This is a genomic window from Bacillus sp. 22475 (assembly GCF_052044835.1).
Taxonomy (GTDB): Bacteria; Bacillota; Bacilli; order Bacillales; family Bacillaceae_G; genus Bacillus_A; species Bacillus_A cereus.
In genome coordinates this window covers 566,779-587,550 of the sequence record NZ_JBQENW010000001.1, presented here as the reverse complement: position 1 = coordinate 587,550, position 20,772 = coordinate 566,779, and the positions used below count along the sequence as shown (strand labels likewise).

Sequence of the window (20,772 nt, the reverse complement as noted above, 5' to 3'; positions counted from 1 at the left end):
CCATTCGAATATGATAGAATAGAAGTATATCCAAAATGGAGGAATAGCAAATGAACTCAAACACAAAACAGTTTATTTATGATATCCAGCAAAGAAAGAACAATTATATAGAAAATGCATTAATAGCAATACAGCACCCTAAAAAAGAGCAATCTGAACAGGTCATTCAAAATATAGTAGAAAAGATGGATATGATGATTAGTCTAGTTACTACTTATATGAAGATTGAATCAGGATCTACGGAAGAATTAAAAGAACTTCAGAAAGAAATTATCCATGCTCAAGCATATATTCAAAAAAGAAAATTTGAAGAAACACAGAGATAAAACCCTGTGTTTTTCTTTGGACGTCTATGAAACCAATTTTTTATAAATCAAATTACATGTAATTTGATCATTGTTTTGGCATAATCCATACAATTTGTTGAATTCGTACAATATACGGTACCGTATCTTCAATGAGCAAATGATCTGGTTTCACATCCTTTAACTCTCCTCTTACATTACCTCTTACAGTTTCAATAACCACATGTTTACCAATTATGGATTGTAATGTCTGATATACGTAGGAATTGGGGGTACTTACCATATGTTGTTCACTCAAGTCATTTCCTTCCGAATAACTCATTCTATAAGACTCCTTTCTAATTTGCATTCTTTCTCTTAATATATGATATAAATCTTATAAATATGCTAGAAGGATAATTCATTATAGGAACGGAAATAACATTTTAATAACGTACGGTTTCTATTTCTAAATTGCTAAAAATTATTTATATAAAGTTACTTTTACTAATTAATAGGTGATGATATATGGATAATTTGAATGTACATTTCGGTTGTTCCTTTTAGAATATGTATGATTTTAAATACGCCCTTTATTAGAATAGTGCTCATACTTTTTTTGAGATTCTTTCGTAATACGTGCGTTAAGTAAAATCGCTAACAATAAAAATACTCCATATTTTCCTCCTGTAGCCCCTATGATAATCACACTACTACAAACAAGTACAATTAATAAGATAAACGAAACTAAATAAATACGATCATAATTCTTTGACATCTTCTCATATTTTATGCGTTCTTTCCTTGCATCCATCTAAATTCCTCCTTTAAATTATCCATTTCACTCTCAAATAAATCTTGCCCTTAAAAAGGAAACAATATATCGTTTTAAATAATTAGTTTGTTTTTTTATCAACTAGTTTATATAACGTAAAAAGAAATCCTACCAATATTAAGCTTTCTACCATGATAATCCCGACCCTCTCCTTCCTTTTAACCCCAACAAATCAGATAAAAGTTATGTATATCCCATATTAGCTGCAGTAAATAAAAAGGATCCCCCTTCTCGTAAAGGCTGATCCTTTTCTTCTTGCATACAACTATTTTTACCTATTCTTGATTAATTAGAATAATAGCTGGTCCATCTACACGAATTCCACCAACTTCGATTTTTTCGTAAGGCTCAACAGTAATGGAAATGATTCCATCCCGCTTCTTTAATTCATTACTTAATTCTTTTGTTAACATTTTTTTCATGTGTACGCTCCTTCTTATTGCTTAATTTACTATTGTAATGTAAATGGAATTTAAAATGGTTTCCTGGCCAGAAAACCATTTTTTGTAGTTGACCATATGGTGTTACCAGTTCGTTTATCAATTTTACGTAAAGAAGAGAAACAATTATTATTCACTGTCTCAGTAGATGTAAGAAACCCTTAAAGATAGCGGTGAGATTAATTGTTTTTTCTTCTAGAAATAATGACTTAGATAGTATATTACCTAAAACAATGAAAGCCCTACCTCTCTTTCATCCTTACGGCTCCTTGTCCGTGCCAGTGTGAATCAGGATTGCAAAAATCAAGTGACTATTTAATCGAGTTATTTGATGAAACTTCGAACGTTCGTAAAAGAAATTTAAAAATAAAAATGGATTAAATTGAAGTAATAACAAAAGAGGTTCCTACTCTAAAAGTGAGTTGAAGAAATTGAATGTCTTTAAAATGATTTGCTTTTAATACTCATCATATTCCCGAAAGATTTAGAATGTTTTCAGAGGATATAATACATTATTTATAATGAACCTTAACAGAAACTTTTTATTTGATTTTCAGTGATTCCTTTAATTAATTCTAGCTCACTGACCAAAAATCTATATGCATCATCCAACAATTTTTTTTCGCTTGTATTGAGTGCTTTTTCTTTCTTCATACGCATTAAATCCCGTACAACTTCAGCACCTTCTTGTATTTCACCCGTTTTTATTTTGTCCGTGTTCACTTTATGCCTTTGTTTCCACGGCAGTAATTTACAGGATTCTTCATGGTGAAAAATGTGTATAATGTGCTTTAATGCAAGTATATCAGTAACTGGGCGTATATTCGAATTCAATATTTTACCCGTAGGAATCATGACTTGCATATTACTGATCGACATTTTTATGACAAAATACTGTTGTTTTTTTCCTGAGAATTCTTTTTCTTCTATGGCTTCAATTATACCTGCTCCGTGCATTGGATAAACAATGTTATCGCCAATTTGAAACATATAATCCACCTCCATATATGGTAACCTTCTTAACCTTAACACATATGTGGTTTTTTAACAAATATTTTATAATATCATAAAATCATTTTTATCGTCAACCATTTTTTTAACAAAAATTAAATCAAGTAAAAAAACACCCCCAAACAATAGGGAGTGTGTCAGATTCCCCATAAAGGGAAAGGGAATTTCCCCGCTTATATTCTGAAATCTCTACTCATTAACGTAGATTAGTTTTCCCTTGAAAACGACCAAATCGATCCCGTATTTTTTTCAATCTTGTGTGGTATTCCAAAATCTCAATTCTTGCTTTTTCAGCTAAAGGTGCAATTGGTCGTAAGTCTTTTAACCCCCAATAATCAACCACTACATCAAGTACTTGATCAAAATATTGTAGTGGTCCATAATTCGATTCTTTTGCAATCACAGCCATTCTATTTTCAAAATCAGGCATGACGGTACCTGGCATTTTAAAATTCTTAATCACATTGGCAATATGATAGCAATAATTAGGTTCTAATTCCAAATGTGTTCGAATGACATCTCGATAAAAAGCATAATGAAGAGTCTCATCTTTGGCAAGACGACGTAATAATGTAGCAAGATCTGGATCATGCTTACTTGCAACCTTAGCAACATTATTGTAAAACACCATCGTTGCAAGTTCTTGTAGCGTCGTATACGTCATGGCTTCGATTGGTGTATGAAAATCAGGCTCAAATCCAACCTCAACGACTGACTTTCTTAATTCATGAATTCGCTTAGGATTCACACTTCGAGTGAGTAGTAAATATGTCTCCAATAAATTCGAATGTTGATCCTCTTCTGAGGTCCAAGTATGAATGAAGTCTGTAATAACAGAAATGGATCCTTTAAAAGTCGCAGATAAATACGTTGTAAACCATGGCAAATTCACTTCTGTTAATAAAGCTGTTTCAATGGCCGTAATTACACCAGAAGGAAGAGTAACTTGACTTTCATCCCAAGGAACTCTTTTAAAGTCCATTCCCTTATCCCATGGCAAAAACTCATGATAACCCCAGTCTATCTTCTGCGCTCTTATTTTATGTTGTTCATACAGTTCTTTTAAACGTGGTTCTAATCGAAAATCTAAATCATTCGTTAGCATATGAGTGCCCCCTTTTCTTACCATGGATATTCATCCTATTTTTATCCTTAAAAATTTTCTACAAATAAATATTACTTTCCTTTTTTTAATTTAAACATAATAAATTTGTAACAAGATTTTTTTAAGAGCACTATGTTTTCATATAAAAAGGGATACTGAGGATAACATTCATGGATGATGATACTCGTCATGTTGTAAATCTTGTTGAGTGTAAAAAAGTGCATGCCTATAAAGAATCGTTTTATAATAAGTATTGATAGTATTTTATACAAACTATCAACCTATTTAGACGTAAGATCCAATACATTAGATTAAGCATTTGAAAAACAAATACAGTTGATGAGATAGCCTTAAACGAAAATTCCCAACAAGAACAATGTACATTGACTATGATAATTTAGATTGAATTTTACAACACAAAGGGAAGAGGCGATAAACATGCAGTCAACAGAAGCGCATATGAAGGAAAAACAGCGTAGAGAAAAAATAGAAATAATATTCAGTCACACGGTAAAAGGAGAGGGTTATTTTCACGGTTCTTCTTATAAATGGAAAAACATTGTATATCAAAATTATAATAGAATACAACAAAAAGAGTTAGGAATTGAACAAATTATTTCAGAAATAGAAAAAGAAGGGGTTTGCTTTACTCAGCATCGTTCACTCATACACTATCCCGTTATTGATTTTGTAAAATATATAGCTAAGGTTTATAAGGAGCCCCTCGAAATAAAATAAAAGACAACTCTTAATTGGAGTTGTCTTTTATTTTTTTCAATATACATAATACTATTTTGATGCAAACAATTCAAGATTCTTATAACTAGAGGGAAAGTAGGCTTTCTCATAGGAGAGATGCTACTTTATTTCCTCATATTCCTTCATTATTTTATAAAACGTGTTTTTCTTTAGCTCCAACATTTGCATAAACATAATAGCTGTTATTTCTCCACTTTTCCATTTAGAATAAGTTTCTTCTATATTATACCATTTGAGTGAACCTATTTGTTCAGATTTTTGGATGTATATTGTATTCATGTAAGGTTGACATAACGTCTCATTATCAGCAGTCAAAGATGCATAAAATTTTCGTTATGGATGGAATTAAAAATCTTAGCTTGATGGGTACCTATGTTATTCACAATAAAATTAGTATCAATTTGACTAAATATTATCCAAAAACCACATGGATAAAACACATGACAAACTTATATATAATTACAAGTTCAACTCTCATAAAAAACAGGATAAAAAATAAACAGCAGAACTAGTCCACTGTTTACTTTGCCACACCTTCATGTAATTTTTCTGTATAATCCTTTACATCCTTCCAGCTATCTTTCGCTGTATGTAAATCTTCTTTTATAAACGTAAACTCTTCCGGACTAATTCCTTTTACGTTTTGTAGTAAATTATTATATTTTGCACCTACTGTATACCATTGATTTGATATATTTTGCAGTGCTGTAATTGCTGCATCAATTGTTTCTGTCATGTTTGTTGTTTTATTTTTTACATCAGTCAAAATTACGACTTCTGCTTGTGCTCCTGAAATTCTATCTTTTAAATTGGCGATTTCTCTTTCTGCATTTGCGATATCTTTTTTCGCAACCGCAATCATCGGCCCACCAGCAAGACATGTTATTAGAGCTACGCAAAGTACGCCACCAGCAATGACCATATCATTACTCTTTTTAATCGAATCGTTATATGTATTTATTTGTTGCTCTAGAGCTGGAATACCAGCATTCGTACTTGCCAATATCGCTGTTAACTGATTTGTATCCTCTTTGAAACTATTTGTATCTTTCGCCATTCTATCGCGAAAACTTTTCAAATTTCCTAACAATCCATCTACCTCATTTTGATTCTTTACAATATCCGCATACAACTTTTCTAAATCCGCTTTTAATTTTCCGCTATCCTTTTGATCAATCGCTATTAACATGTCATTATAATACGATTGAAAAGTATTATTGTAATTTATAATATTTTGATCCGTTTTCATAATTTGAGGCTTCATATTATTTAACCAATATGCTGCATTAATTTTTGCATCTCTTTGATGCTGAATCATATTCCCTTTAAATTCACTATTAATCGAACTTATTTTACTTAAATCCGTCTCTTGTTGATTTTGAATTAATTTTGCATATGAATCCATTGCAAATATACTTGATGTCGTTTGTGCCATTACATCTTGGAATCCAGCTGGTCCAAGAGAATAGTTTTTCACATTTTCTTGTAGCACCTTTACATTTTGTTCTGCTGCAAAAGGATGTAAAGGAAATGCGTTACTTGTTGCCACCCCAGCAATCATTACCGCTAAAAGACATTTTTTATAAAATCGTTTCTGCATATTTTTCACCTATTCTCTTTATAAGGATATCAAAAGCTCCTGCTCACAACTGAACAGGAGCTTCAAATCATTCATCAACACTTAACGCTCTAACGATTCGTATTCAATTATGCTTTTTTCGTATCTACTACTTTAATATCTTCAGCATAAATCTTTTCTGCATAGTCTTTAATGTTTTTCCAGCTATCTTTCGCAATGTTTAAATCTTCTTTAATGAAAACTAGGTCGTTTGGACTAATAGAATCTACATTTTGAAGTAAAGAATTGTATTTTGATCCCATTGTGTACCATTGGTTTGAAATATTTTGTAACGCTGTAATTGCAGTATCAATTGTATTTGTTAAATACTCTGTTTGTGTTTTAATGTTCGTTAATCCTGCTACTTCTAATTGCGCAGTTGTAACTTGTCCTGTTATCTTTTGAATTTCTGCTTGTGCATTATCAAGCTCTTTCTTCGCTAATACGATTCCAGCTGTACCACCGCCTACAGCTGCTGCACCACCTGCAATTAATGCTACTCCTAGCGGTGTTCCTGCGCCCGTAGCAATAACTACTGCACCACCGATAATTGCAATTGGTCCTAGAGCTGTCGCAACAGATGAACCGATAATAATTGCATTATATTTACTAATCGCTTCATTGTACGTTGTAATTTGATTTTGCAGAAGCGGAATTCCTGCATCTTGACTAGCTAATATAGATGTAATTTGATTTGCATCACCCTTGAAGTTTTGCGTATCCGAAGTCATTTTATTTCGGAATTTCTTCAAGTCTTCTACTAACTGATCCACTTGTGCTTTATTTTCATTAATACTACTTGATAATCTAGTTAAGCCTTTCGTAAGAGTCGCTTTATCCTTTGCATCAACTGCAGCAACTAAAGTATCATAATAGTTTTGGAATTTCGTATTGTAGTTAATGATATTTTGATTCGTTGAAATAAGCTGTGGTTTTAATACATCTAACCATTGCTTCGCATTTCCTCTAGCTGTATCTTGGTGCTGAATTACTTTCCCTTTTAAAGCCGCATCAACAGACGATACATTTCCAAAGTTAACATTACCTTGTTTAATAATTGTTAAAGCGTACAGATCCATTACTAAAGCATTTGAACCTGTTCTTTCCATTGCACCTTTCAAGCCTTCTGGTCCTAATGAGTATTCTTCATAGTCATTATAAGCTTTTGCTACCGCATGAACTGGAGCTTGTTTCACTGTACTTTCAGCTGCATACGTATGAGCTGGCATAATATTTCCTGCTGCAAATACTGCCATAAGTGCTGATAGAGCCATTACTTTATAAGGTTTTTTTGTCATTTTTCTTCTCTCCCTATATCGCTAATTATTTTTCTGTTTAATGTACTTCAACGTTTGTAACGTAATCTTCAAATTGATTTGTTTGCTTATTCATTTCATCACTTACTTTTTTAATTTGATTGAAATGTTTTTGAAGTAAACTACTGTCTGTATACGTGCCTTCTTCAACATTCTTTTGAATTTGAATCATATTATTATTTAAAACTTTCCAATCCGTTAATAACGTTTCTAAAGTTGTAATTTGACGATCAATTAATTCTGTAAAGCTATTTACTTGATCTTCAACGAATGTAATTTGAGTCGCCTCTGCTTCAGTTTGTGATAACTTTTGAATAAGTGGCAATAACTCTTTTTGCTTTTGTTGAATGCGAAGAGCTGCTTCCCTCGTTTGACTATCTGCAGCATTTACAATTTCATTACTTAAAGTACCGATAGAAACAAAATCGATCGTTTTCGTTTGTGCAGTTTGATTTGTGATTGTAAATACTTGTTTACCGATATTAATAGAACCTTTAATGATTTCTTGAGGTCTATTCAAAATAGTAGTTAGTTCAGCTTGAATTTCCCCTTGAATTCTTTTAATATCTTCTCTTAATTTCACAATATCTCCACTTGATCCTTGCATTGTTTTTATTGCTTCATCAGCTTTAATTGATAAGTTGTTACTATCTTTGTCTAAAACTGTTTTAAATCGATTTAACTCTAGTAAATCCTGTTCCATACTCTCTTGGATGCTTTGTACTTGCAATTGTAATTTTCCATATGCACTCATAAAATCTGTTTTTGCTTGCTGATCTTCATTTACGTTTCCTGCTAATTCATAGAGCTTACTATAATAGCTATTAAATCTAGTGCTGTATCTCATCATCTCTTGATTTAAATCGATTAGTTTCGGATTATATTCATCAATCCACTCTCGTACATTTGCCTTTGCAAACTTTTGATGATTCGTTAAGCTACTCATCGCATTTACCTTAATGTCTGGCTGTTGTAAAATAACTAATCCATATGCTTGAATAAGTGGTGATTGTGATCCTAACATTCTAATTGAATTGGATAATGTATTTGGAGCAATTACATTTTGTGCATATACTGTTTTCACTTCTGTTTGCCCCTCCTTAGCGTAAGCGCTTACAGGAATGAAGCAACTCGTAGATACTGCTGTAACCAATAACCCTGTAATTAAAGTCTTTTTCACTTTAACTCCTCCTATGTATTAACAACTATTACTATCACATTTTATTATTCTATTTTCTTGCCCATAATTTGAGATGGTTAAAATAGAGAACGTTCTCACCGCGATCCATGTATGAACCACCTCTCTCGTATTGCTACAGTACTTACTTATCGTCACAAAACATTTTATTATTTTTCATATGTGTTTAGTATGAATAATATTGTATAAATTTTCTATTTCATCGCAATTCCCACATTCACATAGTGAATATATTACGTAAAAATATTATTCATTTTAAACTAAACAACATGTGTAAATATGAAATTTCGTTTTGTTTTCATATATGTTTTGTACTGTAAGGTCATTTAAACACAGCTGTTTATATAACGTAAAGAAGTATTTTCATTCCCTTTATTTTCAAGCTTTCATGTCCTTATTTCAAAATATAATCCGATTCACTTTATCGATTGAAATATCTACATATCACAACAGAAAACACTACTTGCAAATAACCGATAAAATTATATTGATATAACTTTTAAATCCATATGCAATTATGCATAGCATATACACAAAAAGGATAGCTTCATTTTCACGAAGCTATCCTTCAAAAATCTTCTTATTTTTTCAAATGATATGGAACTGTCGTAATAACAACATTTCTTTTATAAAGTAAATACGCACGTATGAGTAAACTGGATTGATTATGAAGAATGTTATGCCAACCTTTTTTCGGAATGAACTGTGGTATAACGACCGTAACGCGGTAATTCGATTCACTTGCCTTATATTGCACTGTATCAATGAACTTCGTTAGCGGCTGAATAATACTTCTATAATGAGAATGTAATGTAACAAGCCTTACTTCAGGTTGCCACTTCTTCCATTTCTCTTCAAATTTCTTTTCCTCTTCTCTGTCAAAAGCAACATATACAGCGATAACTTGATCTGCAGAAAGAGACTTCGCATAGTTCAATGAATTTTCTACTACATGTGTCATGCCTGCTACAGGAACGACAATTACATTCCCCTCAATTGGAATAAGAGGTTCGCAAGTTTTTAAACTTAATTGATCACCCACTGCATCATAATGCTTCTTAATTCGATGAAACACGAAGATAATAACAGGTAAGAAAATAAGAATCGACCAAACTTGTGCAAATTTAGTTAAAAAGAACATGCTCATTACGATAAAACTAATAACTGCACCAATTAAATTAACCGTTAATCTTAATGCCCATCCTTCAGGTTTTTCGCGAAGCCACTTTAATACCATCCCTGTTTGAGAAAGTGTAAATGGAATAAATACACCTACTGCATATAGTGGAATTAAATGTTCTGTTTGTCCTTGGAAAGCTACAATTAAAATAATTGAAGCAACTCCAAGTATAATAATACCGTTTGAGTAACCTAGACGGTCTCCTCTAATCGTAAACATTCTCGGTATGAATTTATCTTTTGCAAGGTTAACCGCTAATAAAGGAAATGCAGAATAGCCTGTATTAGCAGCGAGAATTAATATTAAAGCTGTTGTACCTTGTATGAAATAGTACATGAAATTACGTCCAAATGTTTGTTCAGCAATTTGAGAAACAACTGTTACTTCTTTACTCGGAGTCACTCCGTAATAATAAGCTAAAAATACAATTCCTGAAAATAACACAGCAAGTAATGCCCCCATTGCAAGCAATGTTTTTGCAGCATTGTTTGGCGCAGGATCTTTAAAGTTCGGAATTGCATTTGAAATTGCTTCAACACCTGTTAAAGCAGAACTACCTGATGCAAATGCTCTTAACAGTAAAAACAAACTAATGCCCGCAACCGGCGTTCCGATCGGTGTGTGTAAAGTTGGTGAAACGTGACCAGTCAAAATATTATATATGCCTACACCAATTAATATAAATAGTGCTAAAACAAATAAATAAACAGGATATGCTAAAACGGAAGCTGATTCCGTTACTCCTCTTAAATTTAAGATGGTAATAAATATAACAAATATAATCGCAATGATTACATTATGTGCATGTAAACTAGGAAAAGCAGATGTTAGCGCATCTGTACCTGCAGATACACTTACCGCAACAGTTAAAATATAGTCGACTAATAAAGATCCTCCAGCAATTAAGCCTGGATTCATCCCTAAATTTTCTTTTGATACAACATACGCTCCCCCGCCATGCGGATAAGCAAAAATAATTTGACGATAAGATAAAATAAGGGCTGTCAATAATACTAATACCCCAACAGCGATCGGAATGGAATACCAATAAGCGATCGCTCCCACACCTGCTAAAGCAATTAAAATTTGCTCTGGACCGTAAGCAACTGATGACAATGCATCAGAAGATAAAATAGCTAAAGCTTTCGTTTTATTAAGCTTTTGTTCTCCAAGCTCTGTTGATTTTAACGGTCTTCCAATTAAAAATCTTTTAATAGATGAAACCAATGCTGTCCACTCTCCAATAATTTTGTACGAACTTTTCTGCTAGTTACAGCAAGTAAACGATTTCTTCAGAAAACAAAAAATGTCTACAAGCCATAACGAAATAGACTTGTAGACATTATTTTTTTTGTCGCACAAGCTCCACCTTCCTTCTCAATATAACGCTTACGAGGTTAGCTGTCGGATTCGGGCCTATGAGTAGCCCTACCTTTTTCAAGGATTCACCCCATCGGATTATGTACTAATCCGTAAAAACGGGTCCCCCGTACCATGCGGTTTCAGCGATTTAGAAAATTGAAACTGTGGATTATAATACTCCTTTATTTTCAAAAAGTAAACAAAAATTTTTAATAAGAAAAAAATTAAAATGATTGCGCATAATCCGCTGAGAAATATACATAATGAATACTAAAAAATCCGCAAAGGAGACCCATATGTCTAAAGAAAAGAAGCCTATTTTTTCCGATTCATATTTAGATGCAGTAGCAAATGAGATTAATCAGTTATATGGTAAACGTGAACAGGAAATAAATTTGACAGATAGAACGAAAAGAAATAAATAATTTGTCATACAAAAAAATAAAAGAGATAGCAATACACTTATATATTGCTATCTTTTTTATTTTTTCATACATCTAATTCTATTACAGATTTGTTAAAGGTCATCTCTTCATACACCTTTAAATTTTGATATATAGTGCCTAATAATGGTGCCGCTATAGAAAATTGCTCTGCTACATCCAGTAAATATCCTTGCAAGTGCTTCCCTTCAATAAACGAACCCTTTTCCATATCACGTTGCATTGATGACTTCATATCATACGAAATTTTATCAATCGTTTTCATATGTTCCTGGGCAATATTTTCCTTTACGGGAGCTCCTAATACTCTCATGATTTGTACAGATTCCTCAAACACATTACGGATAAAATCACGGCCGCCTTCACTTTCACGGATTGGTCCAATTGGTGCACGCATTAACGTTGTCACACCGGACATTACAGTAATAAATAAATATTTATGCCACATATCTTGTGTAATATTTTCACTTAAAACAAAACTAGATTTCGTACCTGAAAATGCTTTAGAAATATGCTTTACTCTCTCTGAATTTTGAGACTTAATTTCTCCAAACACAAGTCTGTTGGCAGCGCTAGTTTGTACAATTTCTCCTTGATCGTTTAACGTCGTCTCGATAAAGCATAAACCGCCAATTACTTTTTCTTCGCCGAATTCTTTTTGTAGTAGTGATAAATGAGCGATACCATTTAATAATGGAATGATTACAGTATTTTCGCCAACAAACGGCTTCAAATCTTGAATAGCCTCGTTTAAGTGGTACGCTTTTGTTGAAAATAAAATAACATCAAATTGAGAAGTTCTCTCTTCTTTCGTTATTAATTTCGGTTGGAAGGAAAAATCCCCGTTAACACTTCGGATTACAAGTCCTCTTTCCTCTAATTGTTTTTTCCGTTTACTACGAACAAGAAACGTAACATCTTCTCCTTTCTCGACTAATCTGCCACCAAAAAATCCTCCGACTCCACCAGCGCCTAATACTAAAATCCGCATACAGCATCCCCCTTTTTAAAATACAATTTTATAACTTTTAGTATACATAACATTATACATGTCCTCTGCTAAATAAGCTGAATTTTCACTCTCAAATGAGTATAAAACAGTGGTTATTTTCAAATAAATTTGGGCATGTTGTTTCTATAGCATATATGGAAAGGAAACAATGTAGATGGAGGCAATACAAACAATTGAGGAAAAAGGTGTAGCAACAGCTATATTCCAATTTATATTCCCGTTTTCGTTTAAAACTGGATATGAACAAAATATGTTCCCTTTCTTACAAAAAAACGATTTTCGTCCTTTTCGGCTCGATCATCTCAATGATGAAAATACATATTATGGGGAGTTTAAAGTTTCACATCAAAATATGGAAGCATACTATCTTTCATTTACAAATAAAATTCTCTTTCCTCACTCAGAGCATCAAAAGGGCTTGCAACGTTATTCAAAGGACCTTAACTTAACTGGACATTTAACAACAAACCTTATTTCAATTCCATTCAAGATACACTCTATTGATGTAACACTTTGTCCTTATGAACTTGGGTTCTTAACAATCCGAACAAAAGTAAACACTGCTCCAAATATGACTTTATCTGAAGCAATCGAATTCGCTGCTCGCTTCCGTGTACTTGAAACTAAAACTGATACAAATGAGTCTATTTGTATTGAATGTAACGGAAAAAAGTATTCCCAAGTTGAAAAATTCATTTTTGGTTATTTATTTCATGGCGTAACTGATTTCTTTGAAAAGAAGAGATTAAGAAGTTCATACTTTCAAACCTTCCCTTTCTTTGAAGACCAAAGAATGTACGTTCAAACTTTATTGTCACTAAAAGAAGGTATGGAACTTAATGAAGTGGATGTTTATCGTACTTCCAGTCTTTCCGGATTAACAAGTGATGGTAAACCATATGTAAGTGCAAATAACCTTCCTTACATTCATGACTATTTAAAAAAACACGCTTACCAGAGATGGGCTCCAAATCGTTATTTCATAATGGAAGAACATATTTTTACATGTGTAACAAATGAAGGAGAACGCGAAATCGCTAAACTTGCTAGTCAAATGTACGGGGAATTTTATTACGCTTTATTATTAAACCTATTCCATAAAATTGTTTTATTAAAAATGGCAAACGCCTATGCTGAGCTAAACATTGAACAAGATACTAATGAAATAGAGAAGTTAATTTATTCGATCAATTCGTTCACTGCTAATTATTTTTCTTTAGAATTAGTATCCCAATCACAAAGTGAAGATATTTTCTTCCGTTTAAGAAAACTTTTTAATATTGAGGTTTTATACTCGAACGCGAAACAAAATCTTGATAGTTTGTTTAAATATCAAGAAAATGTCGCCTCTAAAAAAGATAGCCTTTTATTATTAATTTTAACGCTCTACTCTGTAGTGGGCCAAATGTTAGGGTTTACTATGATCGACCTTTTAAGAAACACCGATTCAAACAAAATATCGTCACCTCTTGAATTTTTCGCTCTATTAATTGCGATTAGCGGCATTGTCATTTCACTTATTTTAGGAGCCCAAAGTTTATATCAATGGGGTCTACAGCATAAACAAAGAAAAGCTTGGGTAAAACAAACGGTACTTTCTGCCGTTAAAGAGAAAGAGGATAAAAATTAAAGAAGGTTATTTTCAAATTCTTGGTGTGCTACAGTAAGTGAAATTTTTATCAGCTATTTTCCGATTATATCAGCACAACTCGAAATATATCAGCGATTTTTTTAATATATCGACTTACCGACAAAAAACGACAAATAACAGGACCGTATAATAAAAAAAGGGTGCTCCAAAATTAAACTTGGAGTACCCCTTTTTATTATACGAATTCAGCTTACTTCCCTGCTTCGATTTGCTCTAATGCAGCAGCTACTTGCTCTTCCGTTAATTCATGTTGTATTACGTAGCGGTTACGTGGACTTACACGACATTCATGAGAACATGCACGTAAATATTTCGCTTCGTTTTCTTCAGAACATAAAATTTTCTTATTACATTCTGGATTTGAACAGTTTACATAGCGCTCACATGGTTCACCTGTAAAGTGATCTTTACCAACGATAACATGTTCTTTTTGGTTTACTGGAACAGCGATACGCTCATCAAACACGTAACATTGTCCATCCCAAAGCTCACCTTGTACTTCTGGATCTTTTCCGTACGTTACAATTCCGCCGTGAAGCTGACTTACATCTTCATAACCTTCACGAACTAACCAACCAGAGAATTTCTCACAACGAATTCCACCTGTACAGTAAGTTAAAATCTTTTTACCTTCAAGTGTTTCTTTGTTTTCTCTAATCCAATCTGGTAATTCACGGAATGATTCGATATCAGGTTTAATCGCACCTTTGAAGTGTCCTAAATCAAACTCATAATCATTTCGTGCATCAATGATAACTGTATCTTCTTGTTTCATTGCCTCATAAAAATCTTTTGGCTCTAAATATTTCCCAGTTATTTCGTGTGGGTTAATGTCATCTTCTAGACGAAGTGTAACTAATTCTGGACGAGGACGTACGTGCATTTTCTTGAATGCATGCCCTTCTTCTTCATCTATTTTAAATACGATACCATCAAAACGTGGATCATTATTCATTGCTTCCATGTATTTCTCTGTTTGCTCTACAGTTCCAGAACAAGTTCCGTTAATACCTTCTTTTGCTACAAGAATTCTTCCTTTTAATTCAAGTGAATTACAAAATTCTAAATGCTCTGCAGCAAATTCTTCTGGGTTTTCAATTGTTGTGTACATGTAATATAGTAATACTCTGTATGGTTTTGTAGTTGCCAATGTATTTCTACCACCTATCTAATTTTTAAAATCATGTATAAGTTAACGTTCATATCAAAACATATATAATAAGAAAATGAATCCCATTTTCTTTTCTTTATACTATTTTCTATCAGTTAACAAAAATAAAAAACAAGATTACACATCATAACACTATGGTTATGTTGTAATCCCAATATATTATATATCATACAATTGCAATTCCATCAATTAATATGCTGTATTATCGGCTTTATGTTCACATAAATTTCAAAAACAGCCCTTTAATTCACTATGTTTCCCCATGTCATCACACCATAAACTCCCGATTCATTTTACATTATCACACCATGCATTGCATAAAGGCATATAATTTGCATTAAGGAAACTTTCGTGTTCAAATAAAATTATCACATAACATATTTAAATGTATTGAAATAATGAGTAAGAATAAATACAATAATTTCATCAAGTTAACATTTTAAAGGGGAAAACTACTATGAATAAAGATATAACAAAAGATAAACATCTCCCTTCTGAAAGTACAACTGTACAATCAGCTCACTTAGCTTTAAGTGGAGAAACAAAAGGCTGGAAAAGACTGTTACCATTTTTAGGACCCGCTTTTATCGCGTCCGTTGCTTATATTGATCCTGGCAACTTTGCTACAAATATCGCAGCTGGTTCACAATATGGATATTTACTATTATGGGTTATACTCGCTTCTAACTTAATGGCTGTATTAATCCAAACTTTATCGGCTAAATTAGGAATTGCTACAGGAAACAATTTACCCGAAATAGCTCGTGAAAACTTTCCAAAGCCTGTGTCTATCGGCTTATGGATACAAGGTGAACTAGTTATTATGGCTACAGATTTAGCGGAATTTATTGGAGCTGCATTGGGGCTTTACTTACTATTTGGAATCCCGATGCTACCTGCCGCTTTAATTACAGCAGCCGGATCATTTATTATCCTTGAATTTCAACGTAGAGGATTTCGTCCACTAGAAGCTATTATTACAGGAATGATTTTCATTGTAGTAATTGCTTTTGGGATTCAAGTTTTTTATGCAAAACCAGAATTAAGTCCCCTTCTTTCAGGACTATTTATTCCAAAATTCCAAGGTGTAGACAGTATATTACTTGCAGCAGGGATTTTAGGTGCGACAGTTATGCCGCATGCAATATACTTGCATTCTGCATTAACACAACGCCGCGTGGTCGGAACAAATGACGAACAAAAGAAAAAGATTTTTCGTTTCGAATTTATCGACATTATTATTGCAATGGTTATTGCTGGAGCAATTAATGCAAGTATGTTAATTGTAGCAGCTGCACTATTCTTTAAAAATGGCTTGCACGTTGAAGATTTAGATGTTGCTTACACTCAATTTACCAATTTAGTAGGTCCTGTATCGGCTGCATTATTTGGGATTGGACTTTTATCAGCAGGACTATCTAGCTCTTCTGTCGGTACAATGTCGGGTGATATTATTATGCAAGGTTTCATTCGCATGCATATTCCGTTATATTTACGCCGATTTATTACAATGATTCCACCACTAGTTATTATCGCTTTAGGTGTAAATCCAACTTACGCTCTAGTCATGAGCCAAGTCGTCTTATCATTCGGTATTGCATTTGCATTAGTGCCACTTATTATGTTTACAAGTAATAAAAAGATTATGGGTGCACTCGTTAACCACCGCATAACAACATTTATCGCTTGGATAATTGCAGCACTCGTTATCGTTTTAAATATCTTCTTACTGTATCAAACATTTGTAGGGTAATGAAAAAAGAAGGCTGTCCCAAGATTATTTGGAGACAGCCTTCTCTTTTGAATTATAAATTTTCATCATCTATTCACATTTCACACCGTGCTTTCAACAAATTTTTCAAACTCTTCTTCCTCCTCAATAAATGGAAAATGATTACTGTATTCAAATGTCGACATTATTGCATTTGGCATAAGTTCGGCTACTTCTACTGCAAATTCATGAGGACACTGTGCATCATAAATTCCAGCGTAAATACGGGCTTGTATATTTACATTCTCTAATTGTAAACGCACATCAAATGTAGGTAACTCCTTATAAGAAAAATAATCAAGACGTTTTGAAACTGTTTTACCGCTGTTCGGTCTAGTAATCATTTCATCATAAGCTGATTCATTATATAAAGACATCATTGTCCATTCTTTGTTTACGGCACGCCTCTCATCAATTGTAGAAGCCGTGTCCCTAAGTACTGCAAATATTTCTCTTAAACGAGCATTTTGATTATTATCTCTACAATAAATACTATTTTTGTGATTTATATACTCAGCTGATGCACATAATCCGCCAGCTATAATTTTCACAAGCTTCTCCGGACACATTATCGCATACTGTAAAGCAAGCATTCCACCAGTCGAATGACCTGCATACGTCCAATCTTCAATATTTAATGCTTTACGTATCGCCTCTAAATCACGTACTGCATCTACCATTCCTAGATTATATTTAGTGGTGTCATGTGTAGAGTTTCCGCACCCTCTTAAGTTTATAAGATACACTGTGTAATGATTCGTAAATGCCGAAGCAAATAAGTTACCCTTGCCATTAAACTCACTGTATAAATGCGTTACACACAGTGGTTTTCCTTCACCCTTTTGAAAATACTCAAATCTCCCTCTATCAGTTTCAACATAATACTTCTCCCACATTAGCGCTTCCCCCCTAATTCCCTTTTATATATTCTCCTCTTTCCGGCATCATGACACCATTTTCAGTTCGAAAGTAAAGTGGCAATCCCTCCGTAAAAAACATACTCACCTTTGACGGATCTTGCCTTTGATGATGGATATGTAAATGCGGCTCACTTGAACTTCCTGAGTTACCGACTTGAGCAAGAACTTCTCCCTCTCTTACACGTTGTCCTTCTTTCACTTTAATTGACCCTTTCTTTAAATGGGCAAGAATTAAAAATGTGCCTGTTTCATCTAGTCGTAAATAAATATGATTCCCAGCCATTGACTGAAAATTATCCGATCCCGGAACTAAATCTTGTTCATTATTATTAATTGATACCACCGTCCCAGAAGCTGGTGCCATTACTTTCGCTCCATATATTCCGTAATCCTCTAACTTACTACTTTTCACTTCAGCAGGTGGAATGAGAATATCATATGCCCACCTTTCATTTGGTTTTATAACGTGATAGTTCATTTCTAACCGATCACCACCCCAACCTATTAATGCTGGCTCATTCAAAGGAAAACGAACTACTGCTTTAGGACTCATAGATTGTATATCTGCTGGATAAGGAATTCTACCTATATTAGCAAACCAACCGACAGGCCAAGCTCCAATCATAGAAAACAGAATGATTAAAAATAGCGTTCTATCTATCCGCTTTCTAAAAATGCCTTTCCAAAAAAATATTATTACTGATCCTATCAAGAGGAAAACTGAAATAAAACTAAAAGCCTGAATACTCCACCAAACAAAAACTGATGTAACACCATTAGCTGCATAAACTAAGATCCAACTTATAATTAAAAAAGAAACTATAATTACTAATAAAAATTTCTTCCACATGTCGCATCCCTACTCTCATATCCTTTTTCTCAATGATACAAAGTAAAAATTACGACATATAAAAGAAATACTTACGACTTTCTTACTTTTTTATACTGCGGTAATTTCACAGTAAAAACTGTTTCTTTATCGTTACTACGTACAGTGATATCCCCTTGATGGAGCTCGGCTATACTTTTTGAAATTGCAAGTCCTATTCCTTTCCCGCCCGTATGAGAACTACGTGATTTTTCACTACGATACAACTTCTCAAAAATGTAAGGAAGGTCCTCTTTCGGAATGCATTGTCCAAAATTTTTAATTTCTACTTCAACATTCATTGTTTTATTGAAAATTTCAATTGCAATTTCCTTTCCATCTCTCCCGTACATAATACTATTGCCTATTACATTTTCAAATAGTCTCACTATAAGTGTCACATCAACTTCTACATGTAGCACTTCATCATTTTTAATATAAAAGTTCATATTGGCATCATCTAATTGTGGTACAAAGTCAATCATAATTTGTTCAATTAATGCTTTCATATCTACTTTATCTTTATATAATTCAATCTCTCTATATTTTATTTGACAGTATTCTAATAAATCATCTACTTGATGTTTTAATTCATAACTTTTTCGCTTTAATATACTTACATACTGTTCACATTCTTCTCCATTCGAATGGAGTTTATTTCCTAACAGGTCCACATAACCGATTAAAGATGTTACTGGCGTTCGTAAGTCATGAGAAATATTACTAATCATTTCATTTTTCATTTCCTGTGATTTTTTTTCATTCTCAATAGACTCTTTTAAGCTTTTCGCCATTCTATTAACATTTGCCGCTAGTTCACCAATCTCATCGCTTTTCGAAATAGGTATATGTATTTCAAAATTACCGTCACTTATTTCCTTCACGTTCTTGTTAATTTGAGACAACCTTTTCATCAGCGTTTTTGTCATTAATGCAAAGTATGTTGTAGTAAAAATCAAAAAAACTATAAAATATAAAAATGAATATTTTTCCTCTAAAACATTAACCTGACTATATATATTTCCAACCAACATTTGAAACACTATTATACTTACAGTCGCTAACAAGATGCTACATATGAAAGCTATAAAAAATTTCGCCCTAATACCCTGTAAAAATCTAATCTTCAATTTTATATCCGACTCCCCAAACATTTTGAATAAACTTCGGTTCTTTTGGATTCTCTTCAATTTTATTTCTCAATCTTGCAATATGAACCATTACTGTATTATTACTTTCATAGGCTCTTTCGTTCCAAACGCTCTCATATATTTCTTCAATTGTGAACACACGATTCCTTGCAGCTGCCATTAAGTGTAAAATATCATATTCAGTTTTCGTAAGATTCATTGTTTCTCCATATAACATTACTGTTCTCGACACTTCATCTATTTCTAAACCTCTAATGTTTATTTTCTTTTCCATTACTTGGGGAGCATTTTGATTGAAATATGTATACCTTCTTAATTGGGCTTTCACTCTTGCTATAAATTCAATTGTACTGAACGGCTTCACAATATAATCATCTGCCCCAGTACTAAATCCAATTACCTTATCTACATCCGATGATTTCGCGCTTAAAAACATAATTGGTAAACTATGTTTCTCTCTAATCCTTCTACAAAGTTCTATACCATCCATTTGAGGCATCATAATATCCAAAATAGCAAGTTGAATACTGTTATTATTTATTATTTCTAAAGCCTCTTCTCCGTTATGAGCGCTAAAAACTTTAAAACCTTCTTGTTTTAAATTCACATTAATAAATTGAATAATATCTTTATCGTCATCTACAATTAATATCGAATTTTTTTCCATTTCCAAACCT

At 32.9% G+C, this 20,772-nt stretch carries 20 protein-coding genes, 1 pseudogene and 1 riboswitch; of the genes and pseudogenes, 5 read left to right on the top strand and 16 right to left on the bottom strand.

The window, feature by feature from the left end:
* The first annotated feature begins 50 nt into the window (after positions 1-50).
* Complete coding sequence (locus ACTJJY_RS03205) at positions 51-326, top strand: hypothetical protein (RefSeq protein WP_001087710.1); 276 nt, start codon at positions 51-53, stop codon at positions 324-326.
* A gap of 67 nt (positions 327-393) precedes the next feature.
* Here the strand turns inward: ACTJJY_RS03205 and ACTJJY_RS03200 are convergent, their stop codons facing one another.
* The 5 genes from ACTJJY_RS03200 to ACTJJY_RS03180 form a co-directional block, all read right to left on the bottom strand.
* On the bottom strand, positions 394-627 hold the full coding sequence (locus ACTJJY_RS03200; RefSeq protein WP_440604990.1) for a YuzF family protein: 234 nt from the start codon (positions 625-627) through the stop codon (positions 394-396).
* A gap of 237 nt (positions 628-864) precedes the next feature.
* On the bottom strand, positions 865-1,098 hold the full coding sequence (locus ACTJJY_RS03195; protein ID WP_000340032.1) for a hypothetical protein: 234 nt from the start codon (positions 1,096-1,098) through the stop codon (positions 865-867).
* A gap of 296 nt (positions 1,099-1,394) precedes the next feature.
* Positions 1,395-1,541, bottom strand: coding sequence for a BC1881 family protein (locus ACTJJY_RS03190; protein WP_000738544.1), 147 nt, complete (start codon positions 1,539-1,541; stop codon positions 1,395-1,397).
* A 546-nt stretch (positions 1,542-2,087) separates the two neighbouring features.
* Complete coding sequence (locus ACTJJY_RS03185; protein WP_000486307.1) at positions 2,088-2,549, bottom strand: CarD family transcriptional regulator; 462 nt, start codon at positions 2,547-2,549, stop codon at positions 2,088-2,090.
* A 217-nt stretch (positions 2,550-2,766) separates the two neighbouring features.
* Positions 2,767-3,675: an acyl-ACP desaturase gene (locus ACTJJY_RS03180; RefSeq protein WP_440604989.1), complete on the bottom strand. Its 909-nt coding sequence runs from the start codon at positions 3,673-3,675 to the stop codon at positions 2,767-2,769.
* A 438-nt stretch (positions 3,676-4,113) separates the two neighbouring features.
* On the opposite strand from ACTJJY_RS03180, the gene ACTJJY_RS03175 reads away from it, so the two are divergent.
* Positions 4,114-4,413, top strand: coding sequence for a hypothetical protein (locus ACTJJY_RS03175; RefSeq protein WP_440604988.1), 300 nt, complete (start codon positions 4,114-4,116; stop codon positions 4,411-4,413).
* Positions 4,414-4,533: 120 nt separating this feature from the next.
* Here ACTJJY_RS03175 and ACTJJY_RS03170 read toward each other — a convergent pair.
* The 5 genes and pseudogenes from ACTJJY_RS03170 to ACTJJY_RS03150 all read right to left on the bottom strand — a co-directional run.
* A pseudogene (locus tag ACTJJY_RS03170) lies at positions 4,534-4,656 on the bottom strand (recombinase family protein); the annotation flags it as partial.
* Between the two features lie 298 nt (positions 4,657-4,954).
* Positions 4,955-6,034, bottom strand: coding sequence for a non-hemolytic enterotoxin NHE subunit C (gene nheC, locus ACTJJY_RS03165; protein ID WP_440604987.1), 1,080 nt, complete (start codon positions 6,032-6,034; stop codon positions 4,955-4,957).
* A gap of 107 nt (positions 6,035-6,141) precedes the next feature.
* On the bottom strand, positions 6,142-7,350 hold the full coding sequence (gene nheB / locus ACTJJY_RS03160; protein ID WP_440604986.1) for a non-hemolytic enterotoxin NHE subunit B: 1,209 nt from the start codon (positions 7,348-7,350) through the stop codon (positions 6,142-6,144).
* Between the two features lie 37 nt (positions 7,351-7,387).
* The gene (gene nheA, locus ACTJJY_RS03155; protein ID WP_440604985.1) at positions 7,388-8,548 is read right to left on the bottom strand and encodes a non-hemolytic enterotoxin NHE subunit A; all 1,161 of its coding nucleotides are present in this window, start codon (positions 8,546-8,548) and stop codon (positions 7,388-7,390) included.
* A gap of 598 nt (positions 8,549-9,146) precedes the next feature.
* On the bottom strand, positions 9,147-10,973 hold the full coding sequence (locus tag ACTJJY_RS03150; protein ID WP_440604984.1) for an APC family permease: 1,827 nt from the start codon (positions 10,971-10,973) through the stop codon (positions 9,147-9,149).
* A gap of 144 nt (positions 10,974-11,117) precedes the next feature.
* Positions 11,118-11,264, bottom strand: a riboswitch (cyclic di-AMP (ydaO/yuaA leader).
* A 140-nt stretch (positions 11,265-11,404) separates the two neighbouring features.
* Here ACTJJY_RS03150 and ACTJJY_RS03145 point away from each other — a divergent pair.
* On the top strand, positions 11,405-11,533 hold the full coding sequence (locus ACTJJY_RS03145) for a hypothetical protein (RefSeq protein WP_000031873.1): 129 nt from the start codon (positions 11,405-11,407) through the stop codon (positions 11,531-11,533).
* A 64-nt stretch (positions 11,534-11,597) separates the two neighbouring features.
* Here ACTJJY_RS03145 and panE read toward each other — a convergent pair whose 3' ends face one another.
* Positions 11,598-12,542: a 2-dehydropantoate 2-reductase gene (gene panE / locus ACTJJY_RS03140; protein WP_440604983.1), complete on the bottom strand. Its 945-nt coding sequence runs from the start codon at positions 12,540-12,542 to the stop codon at positions 11,598-11,600.
* A gap of 175 nt (positions 12,543-12,717) precedes the next feature.
* Here panE and ACTJJY_RS03135 point away from each other — a divergent pair, with 175 nt between their 5' ends.
* On the top strand, positions 12,718-14,193 hold the full coding sequence (locus ACTJJY_RS03135; RefSeq protein ID WP_440604982.1) for a hypothetical protein: 1,476 nt from the start codon (positions 12,718-12,720) through the stop codon (positions 14,191-14,193).
* Between the two features lie 211 nt (positions 14,194-14,404).
* Here the strand turns inward: ACTJJY_RS03135 and trhO are convergent, their stop codons facing one another.
* Entirely contained in the window at positions 14,405-15,364 is a 960-nt protein-coding gene (gene trhO / locus ACTJJY_RS03130) for an oxygen-dependent tRNA uridine(34) hydroxylase TrhO (RefSeq protein ID WP_440604981.1), read from the bottom strand.
* Between the two features lie 478 nt (positions 15,365-15,842).
* On the opposite strand from trhO, the gene ACTJJY_RS03125 reads away from it, so the two are divergent.
* Positions 15,843-17,138, top strand: a complete 1,296-nt coding sequence (locus ACTJJY_RS03125; protein WP_001030686.1) for an Nramp family divalent metal transporter — start codon at positions 15,843-15,845, stop codon at positions 17,136-17,138.
* An 80-nt stretch (positions 17,139-17,218) separates the two neighbouring features.
* On the opposite strand, the gene ACTJJY_RS03120 is transcribed toward ACTJJY_RS03125, so the two are convergent.
* The 4 genes from ACTJJY_RS03120 to ACTJJY_RS03105 form a co-directional block, all read right to left on the bottom strand.
* Positions 17,219-18,052, bottom strand: coding sequence for an alpha/beta fold hydrolase (locus tag ACTJJY_RS03120; RefSeq protein WP_000263707.1), 834 nt, complete (start codon positions 18,050-18,052; stop codon positions 17,219-17,221).
* 13 nt (positions 18,053-18,065) lie between these two features.
* On the bottom strand, positions 18,066-18,926 hold the full coding sequence (locus tag ACTJJY_RS03115; protein ID WP_440604980.1) for a M23 family metallopeptidase: 861 nt from the start codon (positions 18,924-18,926) through the stop codon (positions 18,066-18,068).
* A gap of 71 nt (positions 18,927-18,997) precedes the next feature.
* Positions 18,998-20,098 (bottom strand): sensor histidine kinase, encoded by a 1,101-nt coding sequence (locus tag ACTJJY_RS03110; RefSeq protein ID WP_440604979.1) that lies wholly within the window; start codon positions 20,096-20,098, stop codon positions 18,998-19,000.
* Complete coding sequence (locus tag ACTJJY_RS03105) at positions 20,064-20,762, bottom strand: response regulator transcription factor (RefSeq protein WP_000414518.1); 699 nt, start codon at positions 20,760-20,762, stop codon at positions 20,064-20,066. Before ACTJJY_RS03105 ends, ACTJJY_RS03110 begins: the two co-directional genes overlap by 35 nt.
* Positions 20,763-20,772 lie beyond the last annotated feature (10 nt).

Bases quoted from the DNA above. Each gene is read 5' to 3' on its own strand.
- ACTJJY_RS03205 (WP_001087710.1), top strand. From the start codon at position 51: ATGAACTCAAACACAAAACAGTTTATTTATGATATCCAGCAAAGAAAG.
- ACTJJY_RS03200 (WP_440604990.1), bottom strand. From the start codon at position 627: ATGAGTTATTCGGAAGGAAATGACTTGAGTGAACAACATATGGTAAGT.
- ACTJJY_RS03195 (WP_000340032.1), bottom strand. From the start codon at position 1,098: ATGGATGCAAGGAAAGAACGCATAAAATATGAGAAGATGTCAAAGAAT.
- ACTJJY_RS03190 (WP_000738544.1), bottom strand. From the start codon at position 1,541: ATGAAAAAAATGTTAACAAAAGAATTAAGTAATGAATTAAAGAAGCGG.
- ACTJJY_RS03185 (WP_000486307.1), bottom strand. From the start codon at position 2,549: ATGTTTCAAATTGGCGATAACATTGTTTATCCAATGCACGGAGCAGGT.
- ACTJJY_RS03180 (WP_440604989.1), bottom strand. From the start codon at position 3,675: ATGCTAACGAATGATTTAGATTTTCGATTAGAACCACGTTTAAAAGAA.
- ACTJJY_RS03175 (WP_440604988.1), top strand. From the start codon at position 4,114: ATGCAGTCAACAGAAGCGCATATGAAGGAAAAACAGCGTAGAGAAAAA.
- nheC (WP_440604987.1), bottom strand. From the start codon at position 6,034: ATGCAGAAACGATTTTATAAAAAATGTCTTTTAGCGGTAATGATTGCT.
- nheB (WP_440604986.1), bottom strand. From the start codon at position 7,350: ATGACAAAAAAACCTTATAAAGTAATGGCTCTATCAGCACTTATGGCA.
- ACTJJY_RS03145 (WP_000031873.1), top strand. From the start codon at position 11,405: ATGTCTAAAGAAAAGAAGCCTATTTTTTCCGATTCATATTTAGATGCA.
- panE (WP_440604983.1), bottom strand. From the start codon at position 12,542: ATGCGGATTTTAGTATTAGGCGCTGGTGGAGTCGGAGGATTTTTTGGT.
- ACTJJY_RS03135 (WP_440604982.1), top strand. From the start codon at position 12,718: ATGGAGGCAATACAAACAATTGAGGAAAAAGGTGTAGCAACAGCTATA.
- ACTJJY_RS03125 (WP_001030686.1), top strand. From the start codon at position 15,843: ATGAATAAAGATATAACAAAAGATAAACATCTCCCTTCTGAAAGTACA.
- ACTJJY_RS03120 (WP_000263707.1), bottom strand. From the start codon at position 18,052: ATGTGGGAGAAGTATTATGTTGAAACTGATAGAGGGAGATTTGAGTAT.
- ACTJJY_RS03115 (WP_440604980.1), bottom strand. From the start codon at position 18,926: ATGTGGAAGAAATTTTTATTAGTAATTATAGTTTCTTTTTTAATTATA.
- ACTJJY_RS03110 (WP_440604979.1), bottom strand. From the start codon at position 20,098: ATGTTTGGGGAGTCGGATATAAAATTGAAGATTAGATTTTTACAGGGT.
- ACTJJY_RS03105 (WP_000414518.1), bottom strand. From the start codon at position 20,762: ATGGAAAAAAATTCGATATTAATTGTAGATGACGATAAAGATATTATT.